Raw genomic sequence first — 18,735 nt, forward strand, 5'->3', positions numbered from 1 at the left:
CGCGGTCAGCCTGCCGGGGGCCGGAACTGAGGGGGCTCGCGGAGCTCTATGTCGGCGACGTCGATGCCCCGCTCGCGGGCCAGATGGGCGAGGGTCTCGGTGCGGGCCGGTTCGGGGGCCTGGGTGTCGATGAAGGCACCCAGCCACTCCCCCGTCCGCCGGTTGTAGGCCAGCCGGCGGGAGGCGGCGGCGCTGCTGATGGTGCCCGTCTCCGCGACCTTGAAGTCGGAGCCGATGGCTGCCTTGGCCACATGCGCGGCACAGGCATCCATGAAGCGAGGACTGGGGCGCTCGTCGCCACCGTAGAAGAACGCCTCGATCACCTCGGGACCGCGGACGGACTTCTCCGCGAAGATGCCCGCCTTCTGCAATGCCGCCAGTGTCCGGTCCCGCTTCTCGGCCGGGCCCCGCAGAACCACGTAAACCGCGCCACGTACGTTCATGAGTACCGAGGGTAGCGGCTCTGCGGAAAGATCAGACCTCCGCGGGGAAGACCGCTTTCACTCCGCGGCAGCGCCCCCGTTGTCGCTCTCCGTGGCGGAGTGCAGGCTCATCGGCCCGTAGACGGTGTCGCCGTCGTCCTGGAGGATCACCTGATCGGTTCCGCCCTCCAGCAGCTCCCGCCACACCTCCCCGAGCCACGACTCGGCGTCCGACTGGGTGGGGAACTCCTCGGGCTGCACGGCGGGTTCCGTCTCCGTACCGTCGGCCTTCTCGAACCGCCACGTCCACGCCATCAGTGCCTCCGTAAGATCGCCGGTTGCTCCCGGAAGCGTAGTCCCCTGTGCGCACGCGGCGGCAGGTCACGAGACGATCAGAGGGTGGAACTCACTCTGCTCGGCACCGGCGAACCCGCCGGTCTCCCCCGGTCCGACTGCCCCTGCGCGTGCTGCGCCGCCGCGACCGGCCAAGAGGCCCGCGCCGCGACGGCACTGCTGGTGGACAGCACCCTGCTGCTCGACCTGACCCCCGGGCCCGCGTTCGCCGCGGCGCGGGCCGGCCAGTCGCTCAGCGGCGTACGGCAGGTGCTGCTCAGCCACCCGCACGACGGGCCCGCGCTGGAGGTACCCGCCGGGCTGCCGGCGCCCATTCGGGTGCCGGACCGGCAAGAGCTGGCGCTGATCAGCGGGCACCGGGTGCGGGCGCTGGCACTGGACTCGCCGGGCACCGGCTATCTGGTGACGGGACCGGACGGGGAGCGGCTGCTGTATCTGCCGCCGGGCGCCGCGCTCGCCGGGACGGGCAGCGGGGTCGGGCACGGCGGCCCGTACGACGTGGTGCTGCTGGACGTGGTCGGGCGGCCGGACGCGCTGGCCCGGCTGCGGGACGCGGGCCTGGTCGGCGCGGCCACGGATGTGCTCGCCGTCCACCTCGGGCACGACGTACCGCCGGGTGCCGAGCTGCACCGGCGGCTGGCCGCGGCCGGCGCGCGCGCCGTGCCGGACGGTACGACGCTCACCGTCGGCGAGTTCCACGGCGGGGTGGACGTCTCCGAGATCCCCCGCCGGACGCTGGTGCTGGGCGGGGCGCGCTCGGGCAAGTCGGTGGAGGCCGAGCGGCGGCTGGCCGCGTTCCCCGGGGTGGTGTACGTGGCGACGGGCGGCACCCGCGAAGGCGACCCCGAGTGGGCCGCCCGGGTGGCCGAGCACCGCGAGCGGCGGCCCGCCTCGTGGCGTACCGAGGAGACCTGCGATCTGGTGCCGCTGCTGGAGCAGGACGGACCGCCGCTGCTGATCGACTGTCTGGCGCTATGGCTCACCCACACCATGGACGAGGTGGGTGCCTGGGACGACACCCGATGGGCACAGGGCGGCGCCACCGAGCTGGCCGCCCGGGTGCGGGCGCTGATCGAAGCCGTACGGGCCACGCGGCGCCGGCTGGTGGCCGTCAGCAACGAGGTGGGCTCCGGAGTCGTACCGGCCACCCCGGCCGGCCGCCGCTTCCGGGACGAACTGGGCCGACTGAACGCGCAGTTCGCGGACGAGTGCGAGCACGTACTGCTGGCGGTGGCGGGCGTGGTGCTGCCGCTGCGGTGAGGGGCCCGCGCCCCGTCAGGGGCGCGGGGAACTGCGCGACCAGCCACCAAGCACCCGCAGCCTGCGATGCACAGCAAGGGGCACCCCCTGTGCAGCAAGGCGCCGGACACAGGCGCAACCCGCAGCAGCTGATGAACCCGAAAGGGCACTCACGTACGCTCAGCGAGCATGAGCGAGCGCAGTCTGGATCTGGATGACTTCTCCGACCTCATCGAGCGGCCGCACGGCGGACTGCGCCGGGAAGCCGAGGAGCGGCGGGCGCTGACCGGGCTGCCCCCGCGGGCCCTGGGGCGGCTGGAGGACGTGGGCGAGTGGCTCAGCTCCGCGCAGGCCCAGGTGCCGGTGCGGCCGGTGGCCAACCCGCGCCTGGTGGTGTTCGCGGGCGACCACGGCGTCGCCGAACTCGGCGTCTCCACCCGGCAGCCGGGCACCGCCACCGAGCTCGTCCGTGAGCTGCTGGACGGTGTCTCCCCTGCGGCCGTACTGGCGCGCCGCTTCGAAGTGCCGGTGCGTGTGGTCGACATGGCGCTCGACTGCGACCCGGGGGAGCTGCCCGCCGAGGTGACCCGGCACCGGGTGCGCCGTTCGTCCGGGCGGCTGGACATCGAGGACGCGCTGACGCCGGAGGAGGCCGAGGCGGCGTTCCGCGCGGGGATGGCCGTCGCCGACGAGGAGGCCGACGCCGGTACCGACCTGGTGGTGCTCGGCGATCTGAGCGTGGGCGGCACCACGGCGGCCGGGACGCTGGTCGCCGCGCTGTGCGGCACGGACGCCTCCGTGGTGACCGGGCGCGGCGGAGGCGGCATCGACGATCTGACGTGGATGCGCAAGTGCGCCGCCATCCGCGACGGGCTGCGCCGGGCCCGGCCCGTACTGGGCGACCAGCTGCAACTGCTGGCGACGGTGGGCGGCGCCGATCTGACGGCGATGACGGGGTTCCTGCTCCAGTCGGCGGTGCGGCACACCCCGGTCGTCCTCGACGGGGTCGTCTCCGCGGCGTGCGCGCTGGTCGGCCAGCGGGTGGCCTTCCGGGCGCCGGACTGGTGGCTGGCGGGCCAGGCAGGCAGCGAGCCGGCCCAGGCCAAGGCGCTGGACCGGCTGGCCGCCGATCCGCTGCTGGAACAGGGCGTCGAGGTCGGCGGCGGCACCGGTGCGCTGCTGGCGCTCCCCCTGGTGCGAGCCGCCGCCGCCCTGGCCGCCGAACTCCCGGTGCGGAAGGGGGCGTCCGACTCCGCCAAGGGCGCGGCCGCGGGCGCTGTGGACGCCACCTGACTTGAGCGCCCTCCCGGCTGTGCTGGGGAGGGGCTGCCCCTGGCAGTCGTTTGCAGACTGCGGCAGGACTGTGGTTTCTCGCGCAGTTCCCCGCGCCCCTTCGGGGCGCGTCCCGCCGCTTGGGCAGTAGCCTGCCCGGCCATGGAATCCTCCTCGCCCGCCGCGGACGCAGCGCCGGCCTCGACAACCGAAGGGCTGCGGTTCGCGTTCGGCACGTTGACCGTGCTGCCCGTGAGCGTCGCCCGCTGGGACCGCGCCGCCGCCCGTACGGGCATGGTGTGTGCGCCGGTGGTCGGGCTGGTGGTGGGGCTGGTCGCCGCCGCGGCAGGCGCCGGGCTGCTGGTGTGCGGGGCCTCCCCGCTGCTCGCCGGGGTCGCGACCGTGGCGGTCCCCGCTGTACTGACCCGGGGCCTGCACTTGGACGGGCTCGCCGACGTCGCCGACGGGCTCGGCAGCGGCAAGCCCGCCGCCGAGGCGCTGCGGGTGATGAAGCAGTCCGACATCGGGCCGTTCGGCGTCCTCACGCTGGTCTTCACACTGCTGGGACAGGTGGCCGCGATCGCCGAGCTGTACGGGGAGGGCTGGGCCGCCGGGGCGGTGGGCGCCGTCGCCTCCGCCGTCGTCGCGCGGGGTGCGCTGACCCTCGCCTCCCGGGAGGGCGTGCCCGCCGCACGGCCCGAGGGGCTCGGCGCCGCCGTCGCGGGGACGGTGCCGCGGGGTGCCGCGCTGGGCGTCGCCGGGTGCTGTGTCGCGGTGGCGGCCGCTTTGGCGGTGGCTGTGGGGCATGGTGCCGGGTTCGCGGTTGCCGCCGTGCTCGGACTGGGGGCCGCCGAGGCGCTGTTGCGGCGGTGTGTGCGGCGGTTCGGGGGTGTGACGGGGGATGTGTTCGGAGCGGTGGCCGAGGTCGCGGCCTGCGGCACGCTGGTCGCGGTCGCCGTTCTCTGATCCCGCCCCCGCACCGTAACTCCCCCGAGAGTGTGGGAATGCGGGCATACGATGCCCGGAGCGTCCGAAGCCGGAGGCGCCCACGCGCCTTCGAAGTCATGTCCAGGAAGAAGGTCTCTCCCACGTGTCTGCACTGACTCTCAGCTCCTCGTCCGCGGCGACGCTGCGCGCGGACGCCGTCGTCGTCGGTATCGCCAAGAGCGGTTCCTCCGGCAAGGGCCGGGCGGCCAAGGCGGCCGTCGCCCTCGCTCCCGGCGCCGAGGCCGTGGACAAGGCGTACGGCGGCAAGCTGGCCGCGACACTGGAGACGCTCGGCGCGAGCGGCGGCGAGGGCGAGGTCACCAAGCTGCCGGCGCCCGCGAACGGTCTGAAGGCCCCGCTCGTGGTTGCGGTGGGTCTCGGCGACGCGGCCGGCGGTCAGGAGCCGTACGACACCGAGGTGCTGCGCCGTGCGGCGGGCGCCGCGGCCAGGGCGCTGGCCGGCAACAAGAAGGCCGCGTTCGCGCTGCCCGTCGCGGACGCCGAGGCGGTGGCGGCGGTCGCCGAGGGCGCGCTGCTGGGCGCGTACTCCTTCACCGCGTACCGCGGCAAAGAGAATGAAAAGGACAGCAAGGCCAAGGACGCCTCCGCGCCGCTCGCGGAGATCGCGCTGGTCGGCGCCAAGCCGCGGGACAAGGCGCACAAGGCAGCCGTGGAGCGGGCGCTGGTGGTGGCCGAGGAGGTGCACCGGGCCCGCGATCTGATCAACACCCCGGCGAACGGGCTGGACCCCAAGACCTTCGCCGCCGAGGCCAGGGCCGCCGCCAAGGCGTTCGGGCTCACCTTCGAGGTGCTGGACGAGAAGGCGCTGGCCAAGGGCGGCTACGGCGGCATCCTGGGGGTCGGCAACGGCTCGGCGCAGCCGCCGCGGCTGGTCCGTATCGGCTGGTCGCACCCGAAGGCGAAGAAGTCCCTCGCGCTGGTCGGCAAGGGCATCACATACGACTCGGGCGGCATCTCGCTCAAGCCGGCGGGCCACAACGAGACGATGAAGTGCGATATGAGCGGCGCAGCGGCCGTCCTCTCGGCCGTCGTCGCGACGGCCCGGCTGGGGCTGCGGGCCAAGGTGACCGGCTGGCTGGCGCTGGCGGAGAACATGCCGTCGGGGTCGGCCACTCGTCCGGGTGATGTGCTGACCATGTACAGCGGCAAGACGGTGGAGGTGCTCAACACCGACGCCGAGGGCCGGCTGGTGCTGGCGGACGCGCTGACCCGGGCCATCGAGGAGGAGCCGGACGCGATCGTGGACGTGGCGACGCTGACCGGCGCGATGGTGCTGGCGCTGGGCAACCGCACGTTCGGGATCATGGCGAACGACGACGCGTTCCGCGACGCGCTGCACGAGGCGGCCGACGAGGCGGGCGAGGCGGCCTGGCCGATGCCGCTGCCCGACCACCTGCGCAAGGGCCTGGAGTCCCCGGTCGCCGACCTCGCCAATGTCGGGGAGCGGATGGGCAGCGGCCTGCTGGCCGGGCTCTTCCTGAAGGAGTTCGTCCCCGAGGGCACTCCCTGGGCGCACCTGGACATCGCGGGCCCCGCTTTCAACGAGTCCGGCCCGTTCGGCTACACGCCCAAGGGCGGCACGGGCTCGGCGGTACGTACGCTGGTCCGGCTCGCGGAGCGCACGGCCGAGGGCGATGTGCCCCTCGACTGAGAGCGCGGCGGGAGGGGGCCCGGGGGCGTCGTCCCCAGGCCCCCCAGGACCCCACTCCCCGGTTCCTTTCAACAAGTGCGAAGATGGGTGACCGGCAGGACAGGGCCCCGCACGGCTTGACAGAAGCCGAGACAGGGCCGAGCAGACAAAAAGCGGCCGAACCTCAAGCCGCCCGGTCGCAGGAGACCGGCTACGGCGTACCCATGCATGGAGGACGTGACGTGGCGAACGACGCCAGCACCGTTTTCGACCTAGTGATCCTCGGAGGCGGTAGCGGCGGTTATGCCGCTGCCCTTCGCGCCGCGCAGCTCGGTCTGGATGTCGCCCTCATCGAGAAGGACAAGCTGGGCGGTACCTGCCTGCACCGGGGCTGCATCCCGACCAAGGCACTGCTGCACGCCGGCGAGGTTGCCGACCAGTCCCGGGAGAGCGCCGAGTTCGGTGTCAAGACCTCGTTCGAGGGCATCGACATGGCCGGCGTCCACAAGTACAAGGACGGCGTGATCTCGGGGCTCTACAAGGGCCTCCAGGGGCTGGTCGCCTCCCGGAAGGTGACCTATGTGGAGGGCTCCGGCTATCTCTCCTCGCCCACTTCGGTGGACGTCAACGGCCAGCGCTACGAGGGCCGCCACATCCTGCTGGCGACCGGCTCCGTGCCGAAGTCGCTGCCGGGTCTGACCATCGACAACGAGCGCATCATCAGCTCCGACGACGCGCTGGTCATGGATCGGGTGCCGAAGTCCGCGATCATCCTGGGCGGCGGCGTCATCGGCGTCGAGTTCGCCTCGGTGTGGAAGTCCTTCGGCGCGGACGTCACCGTCGTCGAGGGTCTCAAGCACCTGGTGCCGGTCGAGGACGAGAACAGCTCCAAGCTGCTGGAGCGGGCCTTCCGCAAGCGCGGCATCAAGTTCAACCTGGGCACCTTCTTCGACAAGGCCGAGTACACGGCCGACGGCGTCAAGGTCACGCTGGCGGACGGCAAGGAGTTCGAGGCCGAGGTGCTGCTGGTGGCCATCGGCCGCGGCCCGGTCTCCGAGGGCCTGGGCTACGAGGAGGCCGGGGTCGCCATGGACCGCGGCTTCGTCACGGTGGACGAGTACTGCCGCACCAGCGTCCCGACGATCTCCGCCGTCGGCGACCTCATCCCCACTCTCCAGCTCGCGCATGTGGGCTTCGCGGAGGGCATCATGGTCGCGGAGCGGCTGGCCGGGCTGAACCCGGTGCCGCTGGACTACGCCGGTGTGCCGCGCGTGACCTACTGCAACCCGGAGGTGGCCTCGGTCGGCCTCACCGAGGAGCAGGCCAAGGAGCGGTACGGTGCCGACAAGGTGGTCACGCTCAAGTACAACCTCGCGGGCAACGGCAAGAGCAAGATCCTGAAGACGGCGGGCGAGGTGAAGCTCGTCCAGGTGCGCGACGGTGCCGTGGTCGGCGTCCACATGGTCGGTGACCGCATGGGTGAGCAGGTCGCCGAGGCCCAGCTCATCTACAACTGGGAGGCGCTGCCGGCCGAGGTGGCCCAGCTCATCCACGCCCACCCGACGCAGACCGAGGCGCTCGGCGAGGCGCACCTGGCGCTGGCCGGCAAGCCGCTGCACTCCCACGACTGACCGCCGGGTTCCAGTCAGGGCGCGACCCATCCGCACAGTTTTGTAAGGAGCAACAGAAACCATGGCGGTTTCCGTAACCCTGCCGGCGCTCGGCGAGAGCGTGACCGAGGGCACCGTCACCCGCTGGCTGAAGGCCGAGGGTGAGCACATCGAGGCCGACGAGCCACTGCTCGAGGTCTCCACAGACAAGGTCGACACCGAGATCCCGGCGCCCGCTTCCGGGACCATCGCTTCCATCAAGGTCGCCGAGGACGAGACGGTGGAGGTCGGCGCCGAGCTGGCCATCATCGACGACGGTTCCGGCGCACCGGCCGCCGCCGCACCGGCAGCCGAGCCCGCGCAGGCCGAGGCCCCCGCCGCCGCTCCGGCCGCAGCGGAGCAGCCCGCTCCGCAGCCGCAGCCGCAGCCCGAGCCCGCCGCCGCGGCCCCGTCCGGCGGTGGCGCGGCCGAGGGCACCGATGTGGTGCTGCCCGCGCTGGGCGAATCCGTGACCGAGGGCACCGTCACCCGCTGGCTGAAGCAGGTCGGTGACGAGGTCGAGGCCGATGAGCCGCTGCTCGAGGTCTCCACCGACAAGGTCGACACCGAGATCCCCGCCCCGGCCGCCGGCACGCTGCTGGAGATCACCGTCGGCGAGGACGAGACGGCCGAGGTCGGCGCCAAGCTGGCCGTCATCGGTGCGGCCGGTGCCGCTCCGGCGGCCGCGGCTCCCGCGCCTTCGGCTCCGGGCAAGCCCGCCGAGGCGGCGCCGCAGCCCGCGCAGGAGGCCCCGCAGGCCCCGGCTGCTCCGGCGCAGCCCGCCGCGCCGCAGACGCCGCCGGAGCCCTCGCAGGCCCAGCCCGCTCCGGCACAGCCGGCTCCGCCCGCCCAGCCGGCCCCGGCCCAGCCGGCGCCCGCTGCGCAGGCGCCCGCGGCCCCGGCCGCTCCGGCAGCGGCGCCGGAGGCCGACGGTGCCTATGTGACGCCGCTGGTGCGCAAGCTGGCGGCCGAGCAGGGCGTGGACCTCTCGTCCGTGCGCGGCACGGGAGTGGGCGGCCGGATCCGTAAGCAGGACGTCATCGAGGCTGCCGAGGCGAAGAAGGCCCAGGCTCCGGCCCCGGCTGCCGCACCGGCCGCGTCCGCCCGGCCGACGTCGCCGAAGCTGGAGCCGTCGCCGCTGCGCGGTCAGACGGTGAAGATGCCGCGGATCCGCAAGCTCATCGCCGACAACATGATGAAGGCGCTGCACAGCCAGGCGCAGCTGTCCACGGTCGTCGAGGTGGACGTCACCCGCATCATGCAGCTGCGGGCCCGCGCGAAGGACGCCTTCGCGGCGCGGGAGGGCGTCAAGCTCTCGCCGATGCCGTTCTTCGTGCAGGCGGCAGCCGAAGCGCTGAAGGCCCACCCGGCCGTCAACGCGCGGCTGAACGACGACGGCACCATCACCTACCACGACGTCGAGAACATCGGCATCGCGGTGGACTCGGAGAAGGGCCTGATGGTCCCGGTCATCAAGGAGGCCGGGAACCTCAACCTGGCGGGCATCGCCCGCAAGACCGCCGAGCTGGCCAAGAAGGTCCGCGAGGGCGGTCTGGGTCCGGACGACATGTCCGGCGGTACGTTCACGATCAGCAACACCGGTTCGCGGGGCGCGCTCTTCGACACCATCATCGTGAACTACCCGCAGGTCGCCGAACTGGGCATCGGCGCCACTGTGCGCCGCCCGATGGTCGTCAACCACCCGGACCTGGGCGAGACCATCGCGATCCGCGACATGGTCTACCTGACCCTGTCCTACGACCACCAGCTGGTGGACGGCGCCGACGCCGCCCGCTACCTCAACGACGTCAAGGCCCGTCTGGAGGCCGGCGAGTTCGAGGGCGAGCTGGGGCTGTAGCCCTGGTTGCCTGTTCAGCTGAAGACGGTGCCCCCGCCACATCCCCGTGGCGGGGGCACCGTCGTGTGAAGAGTCCGTCTTCCGGCCTGCCGCCTATTCGATGTCCGACCTGATGTAGAAGCGCGTGGCACCGGGCTCGAAGTCGTGAGTGAAGAGGCGGACGCAGTGGTTCAGGCGCTTGAGCCCGGGCGGCTCTTCTCCTACCTCGTCCAACGGCGCGCTGTCCGGGCAGAGCGACAGCATTCGCAGCCCCTCGGTGAGGGTCTCGGGCTCCGGGACGTGCAATCGGCGGAAGGGTGCTGTGGGGCGGTGGTCGGGCCCCTTGGGATGGTCGTTGGAAACCATCTCCTGGTCCGGCGGCTTCAAATCGGCGAGATATTCTTTCGCTTCTTTCGCGGGAAGCGTGAAGGTCAACAGCGCAGTGTCGTACCGTGACCCGATCTTGAGGGCTGCCCGCTTTTCGGTGGCGTCAGCCGGTATCCGTACCCCCACCTTGCGGCTCAGCGACGCCGAGGTCACACCTTTCTTCCAGCAGCATTTCTCTTCCTTCTCGGCCTGGTCCGACTGCACCCGGTCGGCGAGGAGGGACAGCCCGAGAACGAGGGCGGCCGCACCGCCCAGCACAGCCGCGCCGATGATGAGGGTCAGGCGCGCGGTCCGCGACATGAGGGGCCTCCCGTGGTTCTTGCCGGCGTTTTCACAATTGCCGGTCAGGGTCTGCTCTTCCGCCGTCCCGCCCCAGACCGGGCCCTTCCGGCTCCGGAAATGTGCCCTCCCCCGGGGTGTCGGCCAGTTCGCGGTGCAAGACCGAACTGTTGCCGGACACGTCGAACTCTTTGGCCAATCCGGTCTCATGAAGGCTCGCAGGCTGTCCGTCAGGAACGGAAATCGGGCCGATATGTATTCCCTTTCCCTTGGACCAGTTGTAACGGTCCCACATGTTCACCTGGTAATCGAGATCGACTTTGGGATCACCGTTGTCATCGGGCTTCACAGTGACCACGCCGGTCACGTTGGCCTGCGCCGAACCGATGGCGTAGAACCAGTTCGGATCGTCGTCCTGATCGAACCTGTAACCGTTGGCTCCAGTCTCCACCGGGATGGAAACCGGCCTGTTGCCGTTGTTCTTGAATTCTTGCAGCGCCTTCTCGCGCCACTCGCCCTGCTGGCTCTTGATCAACTCTTCGGTATATTCCTTGAAGTCGTCGGAGTCATCCATCACCTTGTCGACGGAAATCTCCAGGGGGCTGCCGTCGTTCGACAAGTAATGGTCCAGGTACCGAGAGGCATCCGACATGCCCAGCCAGCCTCCGCCCCCGGCGAATGCCAGCATCTCCGCCTCGGTCAGGCGCTCCCGTACCCCCGGCTCCCGCGCCCCGTGCCGTCCGGACCCGGCGTCCGGCGAGATCCGTTTTACGGTGGGGCCGAAAATCCCGGCGTCCTTCAGTCCGTCCTTGTGCTTCTCCCACAACTCGGCACGGGCGCCCGGGCTCAGGGACCGCCAGAGTCGTCGTAGCTCGGCCTTCTCCTCCTTGCCGCTGTCACCCTGCGCGGCGAGCTTCATGGCCCGGGGCAGTTGGGCGGCGTCGAGCGAGGGGTACTTGCCATGACCCGCGTTGTGCGGCGACTTTCCATGGCTCTTGCGCAGCAGATCCCGGGCGGCCTTGTCGATCTCCGCGGCATGCGCGACCAGGTCGGTCAGATTTTCGGCGTAGTAGTCGATCAAGCCCTGCGCCCGGGCGGGGATGTAGCCGTCGACCCGGCACTCCATCGGCGAGACCCGCACGGTTCCTCCCTTGCCGTCGAAGACCAGGAGGCTGGGATTATTGGACTCTATATCGGGTGAGCCCGACCTGGCCTCACTCGTCAACGCCTTCGCCAGCTTCTGCAGCCGGGACAGTTCCGTATGAGCGTCGTCGAGCACGGCATGAATGCTCTTCGCTTCCGCGTGCAGGTCCCCGATTTCTTTGGCCGTGGCGGTGACGAACTTCTTCGTCACCGTGGCGTTTGCGCCCTTCCAGGCAGCCGCGTTCGCTTTTGCCTGCAACCCGTCGGTGGCCATCGTCTTCAGGCCGGCGAGGTCGTCGACCATGGTCTTCCAGTCGTCGACCGCAGACTTGAGCTTGCCGAGGTTCAACTCGATCAGGTCGGTGTACGAAAATTTAGCCACCTGTCCGCTCCCGCCCGCTTCCGCTACTTCACATACTTGAGGATCTCGGACGGGCTCATCGGCGTTCCGTCCCGGTGGCGCATCGAGGCGGCTATCTCGATGTCGTCATTCTCATGAGCCTTCTTCGAATAGTCCAGGTGATTCGATATGTGGGCACACATCTGAAGCACCGTCTTCACCTGGGAACCCCACACGGCGAGCGTGTTGTCGAGTTCGTCGCCCGTGAGGAGGTGGTGCGCGGACAGCTCCTTCGCCGCACTCGCGGTGGAGCACATATCTCCCTTGTCCCGGCCCGCGTTGGCGATATCCGCCTTCTTCCGCAGTGCCCCGTGCAGCTTGAACGCCTCATGCCCGACGGCACCGAGATCGTCCTGGTGCGCCACGAGATCGGGCTCCCCCGAGGCCGCACCGTCGCCGGCGCCGTCGGCGGGCGGGGCGTGGTTCAGTTGCATGCGGGTTTCCTGCGGCCCTTGGCCGACTTTCAATTGCGTCCATTCACGTTCGAAGGTCATCTCGTCCCCCATTGACCAGCAAAGCGGACAGCGCGCACGCTCAACTCTGCGTAAGAGTATGACGAGCCGAATCGTAGCCGTCCGCCGTCAACGGCGTCGGCTTCGTTCGGCCTGGTCGGGAATGGCGGCGCCGCCCTTCCCGAGTGGCCGCGGTGGCACGGAGTGCCTTGGTTGGTCGTATCGTCTAAGACGCCCTCGGCATCGACTCGCCAGGCAATCGGTAAGGAGCCCTCATGACCCCGCCCGTCGTCCAGTCGCTGCGCGAGCAGATCCGCGAGCACCTCGTGGAGGGGATCGTCAGCGGGCGGTGGAAGCCCGGCGAGCGGATCGTGGAGCGGCGGATCGCGGTGGAGCTGGAGGTCAGCCAGACCCCGGTGCGGGAGGCGCTGCGGGAGCTGGAGGCGCTGCGGCTGATCGAGTCGTCACCGAACAAGGGCGTACGCGTACGGGAGCTGTCGGCGGCGGATCTGGAGGAGATCTATCCGGTGCGCGCCGGGCTGGAGCAGATCGCCGCGGAGTTGGCGGTGCCCCGGCTGGCAGGCGATGTCTCGGCCCTGCGGCCCCATGTGGCGGCGCTGTACGAGGCCGACCGGCACGGGGACGGGGAGGCCCAGGTGCGGCACACGGTGGCCTTCCACCGCGAGCTGGTCCGCGCCGCCGGAAACAGCGTGCTGCTGCACACCTGGGAGGGCCTGGGGATCGAGGTGTGGACCGCGCTGTCGATCCGCTGGCTCGGCACGGTGCAGGAGTCGTACGCGGAGGAGCACGAGGCTGTTATGGCCGCGATCGAACGTTGTGACCCGAACATCGGGGTGCTGGTGAAGGAGCATGTGCTGGGCTGCGCCCCGGCGCCCCGATAGGGGCGCGGGGAACTGCGCGAGCAGCCACAGGGCAGCCGCAGCCGGGGACGTGCCCCGGACCGCAACGGCGAGCTTCCGGCATGGGGTGCCAAATTCCATGGCACGGAATGCCAATTTCGGCAGAAGCTTTGATCGATCATCGATCAGAGGCGTACAGTCCCTCCGTTGGGTGCCCCCTGTCCTGCCCGTCAGGGTTTACAACGCCCACCCGCACAACCGCCCTCCCGACCCGTTTGGAGGGGCCTACACGTCCGGAAGGTGGCCACCATGCCCGATCCCGTACGCCCGCGTCCGAGCGAGCTGGACCAGCTCCCGGACCGTGATCCGCAGGAGACCGGCGAGTGGCGCGAGTCGCTCGACGCCGTCGCGGCACATGCGGGCGACGAACGAGCCGCGTACCTGGTGCGTCGTACCGTAGAGCACGCGCAGCACAGCGGTCTGGCCGTACCGGCCCTGCTGGAGACGGAGTACGTCAACACCATCCCGACCTCGGCCGAGCCCGCCTTCCCGGGTGACGAGGCGATGGAGTCCCGGATCACCGCGTGGAACCGCTGGAACGCGGCGGCCATGGTCACCCGCGGCAGTCGCTACGGTCTCGGCGGCCATATCGCGACCTTCGCCTCGGCGGCCTGGCTGTACGAGACGGGCTTCCAGCACTTCTTCAAGGGCAAGGAGGCGCCGGGAGGCTCCGGCGACCAGCTCTTCGTCCAGGGCCACGCCTCCCCCGGCATCTACGCCCGTGCCTTCCTCGACGGGCGGCTCACCGAGGCGCATCTGGACCGCTTCCGCCAGGAGGCGAACGGCGACGGGCTGCCGTCCTACCCGCATCCGCGGCGGCTGCCGTGGCTGTGGGAGTTCCCCACCGTCTCCATGGGGATCGGTCCGATTTCCGCGGTCTACCAGGCGCGGTTCAACCGGTATCTGACCCATCGCGGGATCAAGGACACCTCCACCTCGCATGTGTGGGCCTTCCTCGGTGACGGCGAGATGGACGAGCCCGAGTCGACCGCTGCCCTCGCCCTGGCCGGGCGTGAGCAGCTGGACAACCTCACGTTCGTCATCAACTGCAACCTCCAGCGCCTGGACGGCCCGGTCCGCGCCAACTTCAAGATCGTGCAGGAGCTGGAGACCCAGTTCCGCGCCGCCGGCTGGAACGTCGTCAAGTCGCTGTGGGGCTCCGCCTGGGACGAGGTGTTCGCGCTGGACACCACCGGCGCGCTGACCCGGCGGCTGCGCGAGGTGCCGGACGCGCAGTTCCAGACGTACGCCACCCGCGACGCCGGCTACATCCGCGAGCACTTCTTCGGCGCCTCCCCCGCCCTCGTCGAGCTCGGCAAGCTGCTGAGCGACGACAAGATCACCGAGCTGTTCAAAACCTCACGCGCCGGCCACGAGCCGCGCAAGGTCTACGCGGCGTACAAGGCGGCCGTCGAGCACAAGGGCGCCCCGACGGTGATCCTGGCGCAGACCGTCAAGGGCTGGACGCTGGGCCCGGGCTTCGAGTCCCGCAACGCCAACCACCAGATGAAGAAGCTCACCGGCAAGGAGTTCCGCGCCATGCGGGACCTGCTGGAGCTGCCCATCCCGGACAGCAAGCTGGACGACGAGCTGGTGCCGTACGTGCACCCGGGCCCGGACTCCCCCGAGGTGCGCTACCTCCAGGAGCGGCGCGCCGAGCTCGGCGGCCCGGCGCCGGCCCGCAAGGTGCATCCGGTCGGCCTGCCCGCACCCGCCGACAAGCCCTTCGACGTGCTGAAGAAGGGCTCGGGCTCGCAGGAGATCGCCACCACCATGGCGTTCGTGCGGCTGGTCAAGGACCTGATGCGGGAGAAGGAGACCGGCAAGCGCTGGGTGCCGATCGTCCCGGACGAGGCGCGTACGTTCGGTATGGAGTCGCTGTTCCCGTCGGCCGGTATCTACTCGCCGCTCGGCCAGAACTACGACCCGGTCGACCGCGACCAGCTGCTGTACTACAAGGAGGCCAAGGACGGTCAGATCCTCAACGAGGGGATCACCGAGGCCGGTTCGCTGGCGGACTTCACCGCGGCGGCCACGTCGTACGCCACGCACGGCGAGCCGATGATCCCGTTCTACATCTTCTACTCGATGTTCGGGTTCCAGCGCACCGCCGACCAGTTCTGGGCGCTCGCCGACCAGCTCGGCCGCGGCTTCGTCATCGGCGCCACGGCCGGTCGTACGACGATGACCGGCGAGGGCCTCCAGCACGCCGACGGCCACTCGCATCTGCTGGCCTCCACCAACCCGGCGGTCATCTCCTACGACCCGGCGTTCGCCTACGAGGTGGGCGTCATCGTCAAGGACGGGCTGCGCCGGATGTACGGCCCGGATGGCGATGCGCAGGAGGACGTCTTCTACTACCTGACGGTCTACAACGAGACCAAGGTGCAGCCGCCGATGCCCGAGGGCGAGGGCGTCGAGGAGGGCATCCTCAAGGGCCTCTACCGCTTCCGGGAGGCCGAGGACGCCGCTGGTGACGCCCCGCGGATCCAGCTGCTCGCCTCCGGTACGGCGATCCACTGGGTGCTCGAAGCGCAGCGGATCCTCGCCGAGGAGTGGGGTGTCGCCGCCGATGTGTGGTCGGTGCCGTCCTGGACCGAGCTGCGGCGCGAGGCCATGGAGTGCGACGCGGCGGCGCTCCGCGGCGAGGAGCGGGTGCCGTATGTGACCCGCGCACTGGAGGGTGCACCGGGTCCGGTGCTGGCCGTCAGCGACTGGATGCGGGCCGTGCCCGACCAGATCAGCCAGTGGGTCGAGCAGGACTGGGCGTCGCTGGGCACCGACGGGTTCGGGCTCTCCGACACCCGCGAGGCCGCCCGCCGGTACTTCGGCGTCGACGCGGAGTCCGTCGTCGTGGCAGCGCTGTCGCGGCTCGCGCGGCGGGGCGAGGTCAAGACGGAGGACGTCCGCCGGGCCGCCGAGAAGTACGGCCTCGCGTAGTAGGACCCCGGCCCGTGCCCCGTCCCTCCCGCGTATGGGAGGGGCGGGGCGCGGGTTCTTTGCTGCGGGGGACAATCGACGGCATGCGTGCCGCCCGGCTGATCAAGATGGTGCTGCTGCTCCAGGCGCGGCGGGAGATGACCGCCGCTGAGCTCGCTCAGGAGCTGGAGGTCTCGGAGCGTACGGTCTCGCGTGACGTACTGGCGCTCTCCGAGGCGGGCGTGCCGGTGTACGCGGACCGGGGCCGCGCGGGCGGCTACCGGCTGGTCGGCGGCTACCGCACCCGCCTCACCGGTATGGGCCGCAGCGAGGCTGAGGCGCTGTTCCTGTCGGGGGTGCCGTCGGCCCTGCGGGATCTGGGGCTGGACGACGCGGCCTCGGCGGCACGGCTGAAGGTCTCGGCGGCACTCGACCCCGCCCTGCGCAATGTGCACGACAGTGCGGCGCAGCGCTTCCATCTGGATGCCCCGGGCTGGTGGCAGGCGCCCGAGACACCGCCGTTGCTGCCCGCGCTGGCCGACGCCGTCTGGTCGGACCGGAGGGCCGCCGTCCGCTACCGCCGCCGGGACGAGCGGGGCGGCGGTGAGGTCGAGCGGGAGCTGGAGCCGTACGGGCTGGTGCTGAAGGCGGGCCAGTGGTATCTCGCGGCCCGCGTCCCGGCGGACGCGGGCCACCCGGACCGCAGCCCCTGGCGGGTCTACCGGGTCGGCCGGTTCACCGAGGTCGCGGTCAGGGACGAGCACTTCGACCGCGACACCGGCTTCGACCTCGCCGCGTTCTGGACGGAGCAGGCCGCGGCTTTCGCCCGCTCCCTCCTGCGGTACGAGGTGACGCTGCGGCTGACGGAGTCCGGTGCGCGCCGGCTGCGGTACCACACCGACCGGGCCGCGGCCGACGAGGCGCTGGCGGATGGCACCGCCGACGATCAAGGCCGTACGACAGTGCGGCTGCGGGTGGAGAACGAGGAGGTGGGCTACAGCCAGCTTCTCGCTCTCGGCCCGGAGTGCGAGGTGCTGGGGCCGCCGTCGTTGCGGGAGCGCTTCGTGGAAGCGGCACGGCGGACGGCGGCCCTCTACGGCCCCTCCACCTCGGCGGCGGAGGGGCCCGCGGGTCAGCGGTAGCCGGTCACGTCCGCCGGCTTGCCCGCGAACTGGACCTCGGCGATATAGCGCCAGGCGTCAGGGGCGGAGCCGTCCACATCGGTGAAGCCGTAGACCTTGGCGAGACCGCCGCTGGAGAGGGACTGCCCGTTCCAGCGGGCCACCTCCGGGTCGGCGGCGAGCGCGGCCACGGCGCGGCCGATGAAGACGGGGGTCTCGGAGATGGCGAAGTGCGGGTCTGTGGCGCAGCCGTCCCGCCAGTTCTCCTCCGTCACCTTGAAGTGGGTGTCGAGCATCGCCTCCGAGCGCAGCCAGCCCGGGGTAAGGCAGACCACGGTGGTGCCGTACTCCTTGGCGTCCTCGGCGAGCGCGCGGGCCATCCGGAGGGGGGCGGCCTTGGCCAGGTCGTAGTAGACGGGCTCGCGGTAGTTCCGGTTCGACTCCTCGGTGCCGTCGGTGATCTCGATCAGCAGTCCGCCCGGGCGCCGGTTCAGCAGCGGCAGGGCGTAGGTACTGGTGATCAGATGGCTGTCGATGCCGAGCCGCAGCACCCGCAGCCCGTCGGCCAGATCGTGCTCCCACAGCTTCTTGTCGAAGCCGACGAGGTGGTCGCCGCCCCACAGGTCGTTGACGAGGATGTCGAGTGCGCCCTGTTCGCGGTCGATACGGGCGATCAGTTCCCGCACCTGCTCGGGGTCGAGGTGGTCGACGGCGACGGCGATGCCCGTGCCACCGCTCTCCCCGCCCGCCTCGGTCGCCAGTTCGGCCGTCCCCTCGATGGTCTCGCTCGTCCGGCCGACCTCGCTGGCCTTCTCCCGAGTGGTGCGGCCGGTCGCGTAGACGGTGGCTCCGGCCCGGCAGAGTTCGACGGCCATGGCCCGGCCCGCTCCCCTGGTGGCGCCCGCGACCAGGGCCACCTTGCCCGCCAGCGGACCGTGGGAGCTGTTCGGTTTCTGCACCTGTTCCTCCTTGCTGCCGCGGCTCGTTGCCGCGTGCGCTGCCGCGTCGGTTGGTGGGAACACGCTGACAGCGATACAGGACAGCCTCTGTCGGGTATTGCCGGGTATCGCATTCGCATCACGTCTCATAACGACACAGCCGCATCTGGCGCACTCCGCGTGCGTTGTGGGCGCACAGGCCCGATGCTGAGGGCGTGATGGACGAGACGGAGTTCTGGGAGCTGATCGACTCCACCCGCCAGGAGGCCGACGGCGACCCCCAGGAGCAGGCGGATCTGCTGGTCGAGCGGCTGACGCAGCTCGACCCCGACGCGGTGACGTACTTCGCCCGCCACTTCGAGTCGCGCTACAACCGTGCCTACCAGTGGGACCTGTGGGCAGCCGCCTGGATTCTGCTGAACGGCGCCAGCGACGACGGGTTCGACGCCTTCCGCTGCTGGCTGATCGGCCAGGGCCGGGAGGTCTTCGAGGGTGCGGCGCACGACGCCGACGCGCTCGCCGAACTGCTGGACGACTTCGACGAGGAGCTGGACGGCGACGGCGAGGAGCTGGGCTTCGCGGCCGACGAGGCGTACGAGCAGCTGACCGGTACCGTCCTGCCCGACCTGGGCTTGCCGGAGGCGTCGGCCGACCCCGACGGCATCCCCCTCGACATGGAGGACCCGGCAGCGCTGGCCGACCGGCTGCCCCGGCTGTGGGACCGCTTCCGGAGCGAGTGACCCCCGGCCCGGCTCAGCGGCGCCG

16 protein-coding genes are annotated in these 18,735 nt (G+C 71.0%); 10 read left to right on the forward strand and 6 right to left on the reverse strand.

Translation table 11 applies throughout. The features are described 5' to 3' along the window. Nucleotides 1-5 precede the first annotated feature (5 nt). Both ACQEU8_RS27930 and ACQEU8_RS27935 read right to left on the reverse strand, forming a co-directional pair. A complete protein-coding gene (locus ACQEU8_RS27930; protein WP_433105848.1) occupies nucleotides 6-443 on the reverse strand; it encodes a hypothetical protein in 438 nt (145 codons plus the stop codon). A gap of 57 nt (nucleotides 444-500) precedes the next feature. Next, nucleotides 501-737: a hypothetical protein gene (locus ACQEU8_RS27935; protein WP_433105850.1), complete on the reverse strand. Its 237-nt coding sequence runs from the start codon at nucleotides 735-737 to the stop codon at nucleotides 501-503. Nucleotides 738-821: 84 nt separating this feature from the next. Between ACQEU8_RS27935 and ACQEU8_RS27940 the strand changes: the two genes are divergently transcribed. The 6 genes from ACQEU8_RS27940 (at nucleotide 822) to sucB (ending at nucleotide 9,432) form a co-directional block, all read left to right on the forward strand. Then, a complete protein-coding gene (locus ACQEU8_RS27940; protein WP_433105852.1) occupies nucleotides 822-2,036 on the forward strand; it encodes a bifunctional adenosylcobinamide kinase/adenosylcobinamide-phosphate guanylyltransferase in 1,215 nt (404 codons plus the stop codon). Between the two features lie 168 nt (nucleotides 2,037-2,204). Continuing rightward, on the forward strand, nucleotides 2,205-3,308 hold the full coding sequence (locus ACQEU8_RS27945; RefSeq protein ID WP_433105854.1) for a nicotinate-nucleotide--dimethylbenzimidazole phosphoribosyltransferase: 1,104 nt from the start codon (nucleotides 2,205-2,207) through the stop codon (nucleotides 3,306-3,308). A 141-nt stretch (nucleotides 3,309-3,449) separates the two neighbouring features. Further along, entirely contained in the window at nucleotides 3,450-4,253 is an 804-nt protein-coding gene (locus ACQEU8_RS27950) for an adenosylcobinamide-GDP ribazoletransferase (RefSeq protein WP_433105856.1), read from the forward strand. A gap of 124 nt (nucleotides 4,254-4,377) precedes the next feature. Continuing rightward, nucleotides 4,378-5,946 carry a leucyl aminopeptidase gene (locus ACQEU8_RS27955; RefSeq protein ID WP_433105858.1) on the forward strand — a complete coding sequence of 523 codons (1,569 nt, stop codon included), beginning with the start codon at nucleotides 4,378-4,380 and terminating at the stop codon, nucleotides 5,944-5,946. A 203-nt stretch (nucleotides 5,947-6,149) separates the two neighbouring features. Continuing rightward, nucleotides 6,150-7,556, forward strand: coding sequence for a dihydrolipoyl dehydrogenase (gene lpdA / locus ACQEU8_RS27960; protein ID WP_433105860.1), 1,407 nt, complete (start codon nucleotides 6,150-6,152; stop codon nucleotides 7,554-7,556). Nucleotides 7,557-7,617: 61 nt separating this feature from the next. Beyond that, nucleotides 7,618-9,432: a 2-oxoglutarate dehydrogenase, E2 component, dihydrolipoamide succinyltransferase gene (gene sucB, locus ACQEU8_RS27965; RefSeq protein WP_433105862.1), complete on the forward strand. Its 1,815-nt coding sequence runs from the start codon at nucleotides 7,618-7,620 to the stop codon at nucleotides 9,430-9,432. 93 nt (nucleotides 9,433-9,525) lie between these two features. Here the strand turns inward: sucB and ACQEU8_RS27970 are convergent, their stop codons facing one another. From ACQEU8_RS27970 to ACQEU8_RS27980, 3 genes are read right to left on the reverse strand one after another with little or no spacing between them, the layout of a single operon-like run. Then, complete coding sequence (locus ACQEU8_RS27970) at nucleotides 9,526-10,098, reverse strand: hypothetical protein (RefSeq protein WP_433105864.1); 573 nt, start codon at nucleotides 10,096-10,098, stop codon at nucleotides 9,526-9,528. Between the two features lie 31 nt (nucleotides 10,099-10,129). Then, the gene (locus ACQEU8_RS27975; protein ID WP_433105866.1) at nucleotides 10,130-11,602 is read right to left on the reverse strand and encodes a hypothetical protein; all 1,473 of its coding nucleotides are present in this window, start codon (nucleotides 11,600-11,602) and stop codon (nucleotides 10,130-10,132) included. A gap of 23 nt (nucleotides 11,603-11,625) precedes the next feature. After that, entirely contained in the window at nucleotides 11,626-12,114 is a 489-nt protein-coding gene (locus ACQEU8_RS27980) for a hypothetical protein (RefSeq protein WP_433105868.1), read from the reverse strand. Between the two features lie 233 nt (nucleotides 12,115-12,347). On the opposite strand from ACQEU8_RS27980, the gene ACQEU8_RS27985 reads away from it, so the two are divergent. The 3 genes from ACQEU8_RS27985 to ACQEU8_RS27995 all read left to right on the forward strand — a co-directional run bounded on the left by ACQEU8_RS27985 (nucleotide 12,348) and on the right by ACQEU8_RS27995 (nucleotide 17,053). After that, a complete protein-coding gene (locus tag ACQEU8_RS27985) occupies nucleotides 12,348-12,974 on the forward strand; it encodes a GntR family transcriptional regulator (protein WP_433105870.1) in 627 nt (208 codons plus the stop codon). Between the two features lie 267 nt (nucleotides 12,975-13,241). Then, entirely contained in the window at nucleotides 13,242-15,932 is a 2,691-nt protein-coding gene (aceE, locus tag ACQEU8_RS27990; RefSeq protein WP_433105872.1) for a pyruvate dehydrogenase (acetyl-transferring), homodimeric type, read from the forward strand. Between the two features lie 83 nt (nucleotides 15,933-16,015). Continuing rightward, the gene (locus ACQEU8_RS27995) at nucleotides 16,016-17,053 is read left to right on the forward strand and encodes a helix-turn-helix transcriptional regulator (protein ID WP_433105874.1); all 1,038 of its coding nucleotides are present in this window, start codon (nucleotides 16,016-16,018) and stop codon (nucleotides 17,051-17,053) included. On the opposite strand, the gene ACQEU8_RS28000 is transcribed toward ACQEU8_RS27995, so the two are convergent. Continuing rightward, nucleotides 17,044-17,991: an SDR family oxidoreductase gene (locus tag ACQEU8_RS28000; RefSeq protein WP_433105876.1), complete on the reverse strand. Its 948-nt coding sequence runs from the start codon at nucleotides 17,989-17,991 to the stop codon at nucleotides 17,044-17,046. The two genes, ACQEU8_RS27995 and ACQEU8_RS28000, sit on opposite strands and share 10 nt — an antisense overlap. Before the next feature lie 197 nt (nucleotides 17,992-18,188). Between ACQEU8_RS28000 and ACQEU8_RS28005 the strand changes: the two genes are divergently transcribed. Beyond that, the gene (locus ACQEU8_RS28005) at nucleotides 18,189-18,710 is read left to right on the forward strand and encodes a DUF4240 domain-containing protein (RefSeq protein ID WP_433108772.1); all 522 of its coding nucleotides are present in this window, start codon (nucleotides 18,189-18,191) and stop codon (nucleotides 18,708-18,710) included. Nucleotides 18,711-18,735 lie beyond the last annotated feature (25 nt).

It is taken from the genome of Streptomyces sp. CA-250714, from assembly GCF_050936705.1.
Lineage (GTDB): Bacteria > Actinomycetota > Actinomycetes > Streptomycetales > Streptomycetaceae > Streptomyces.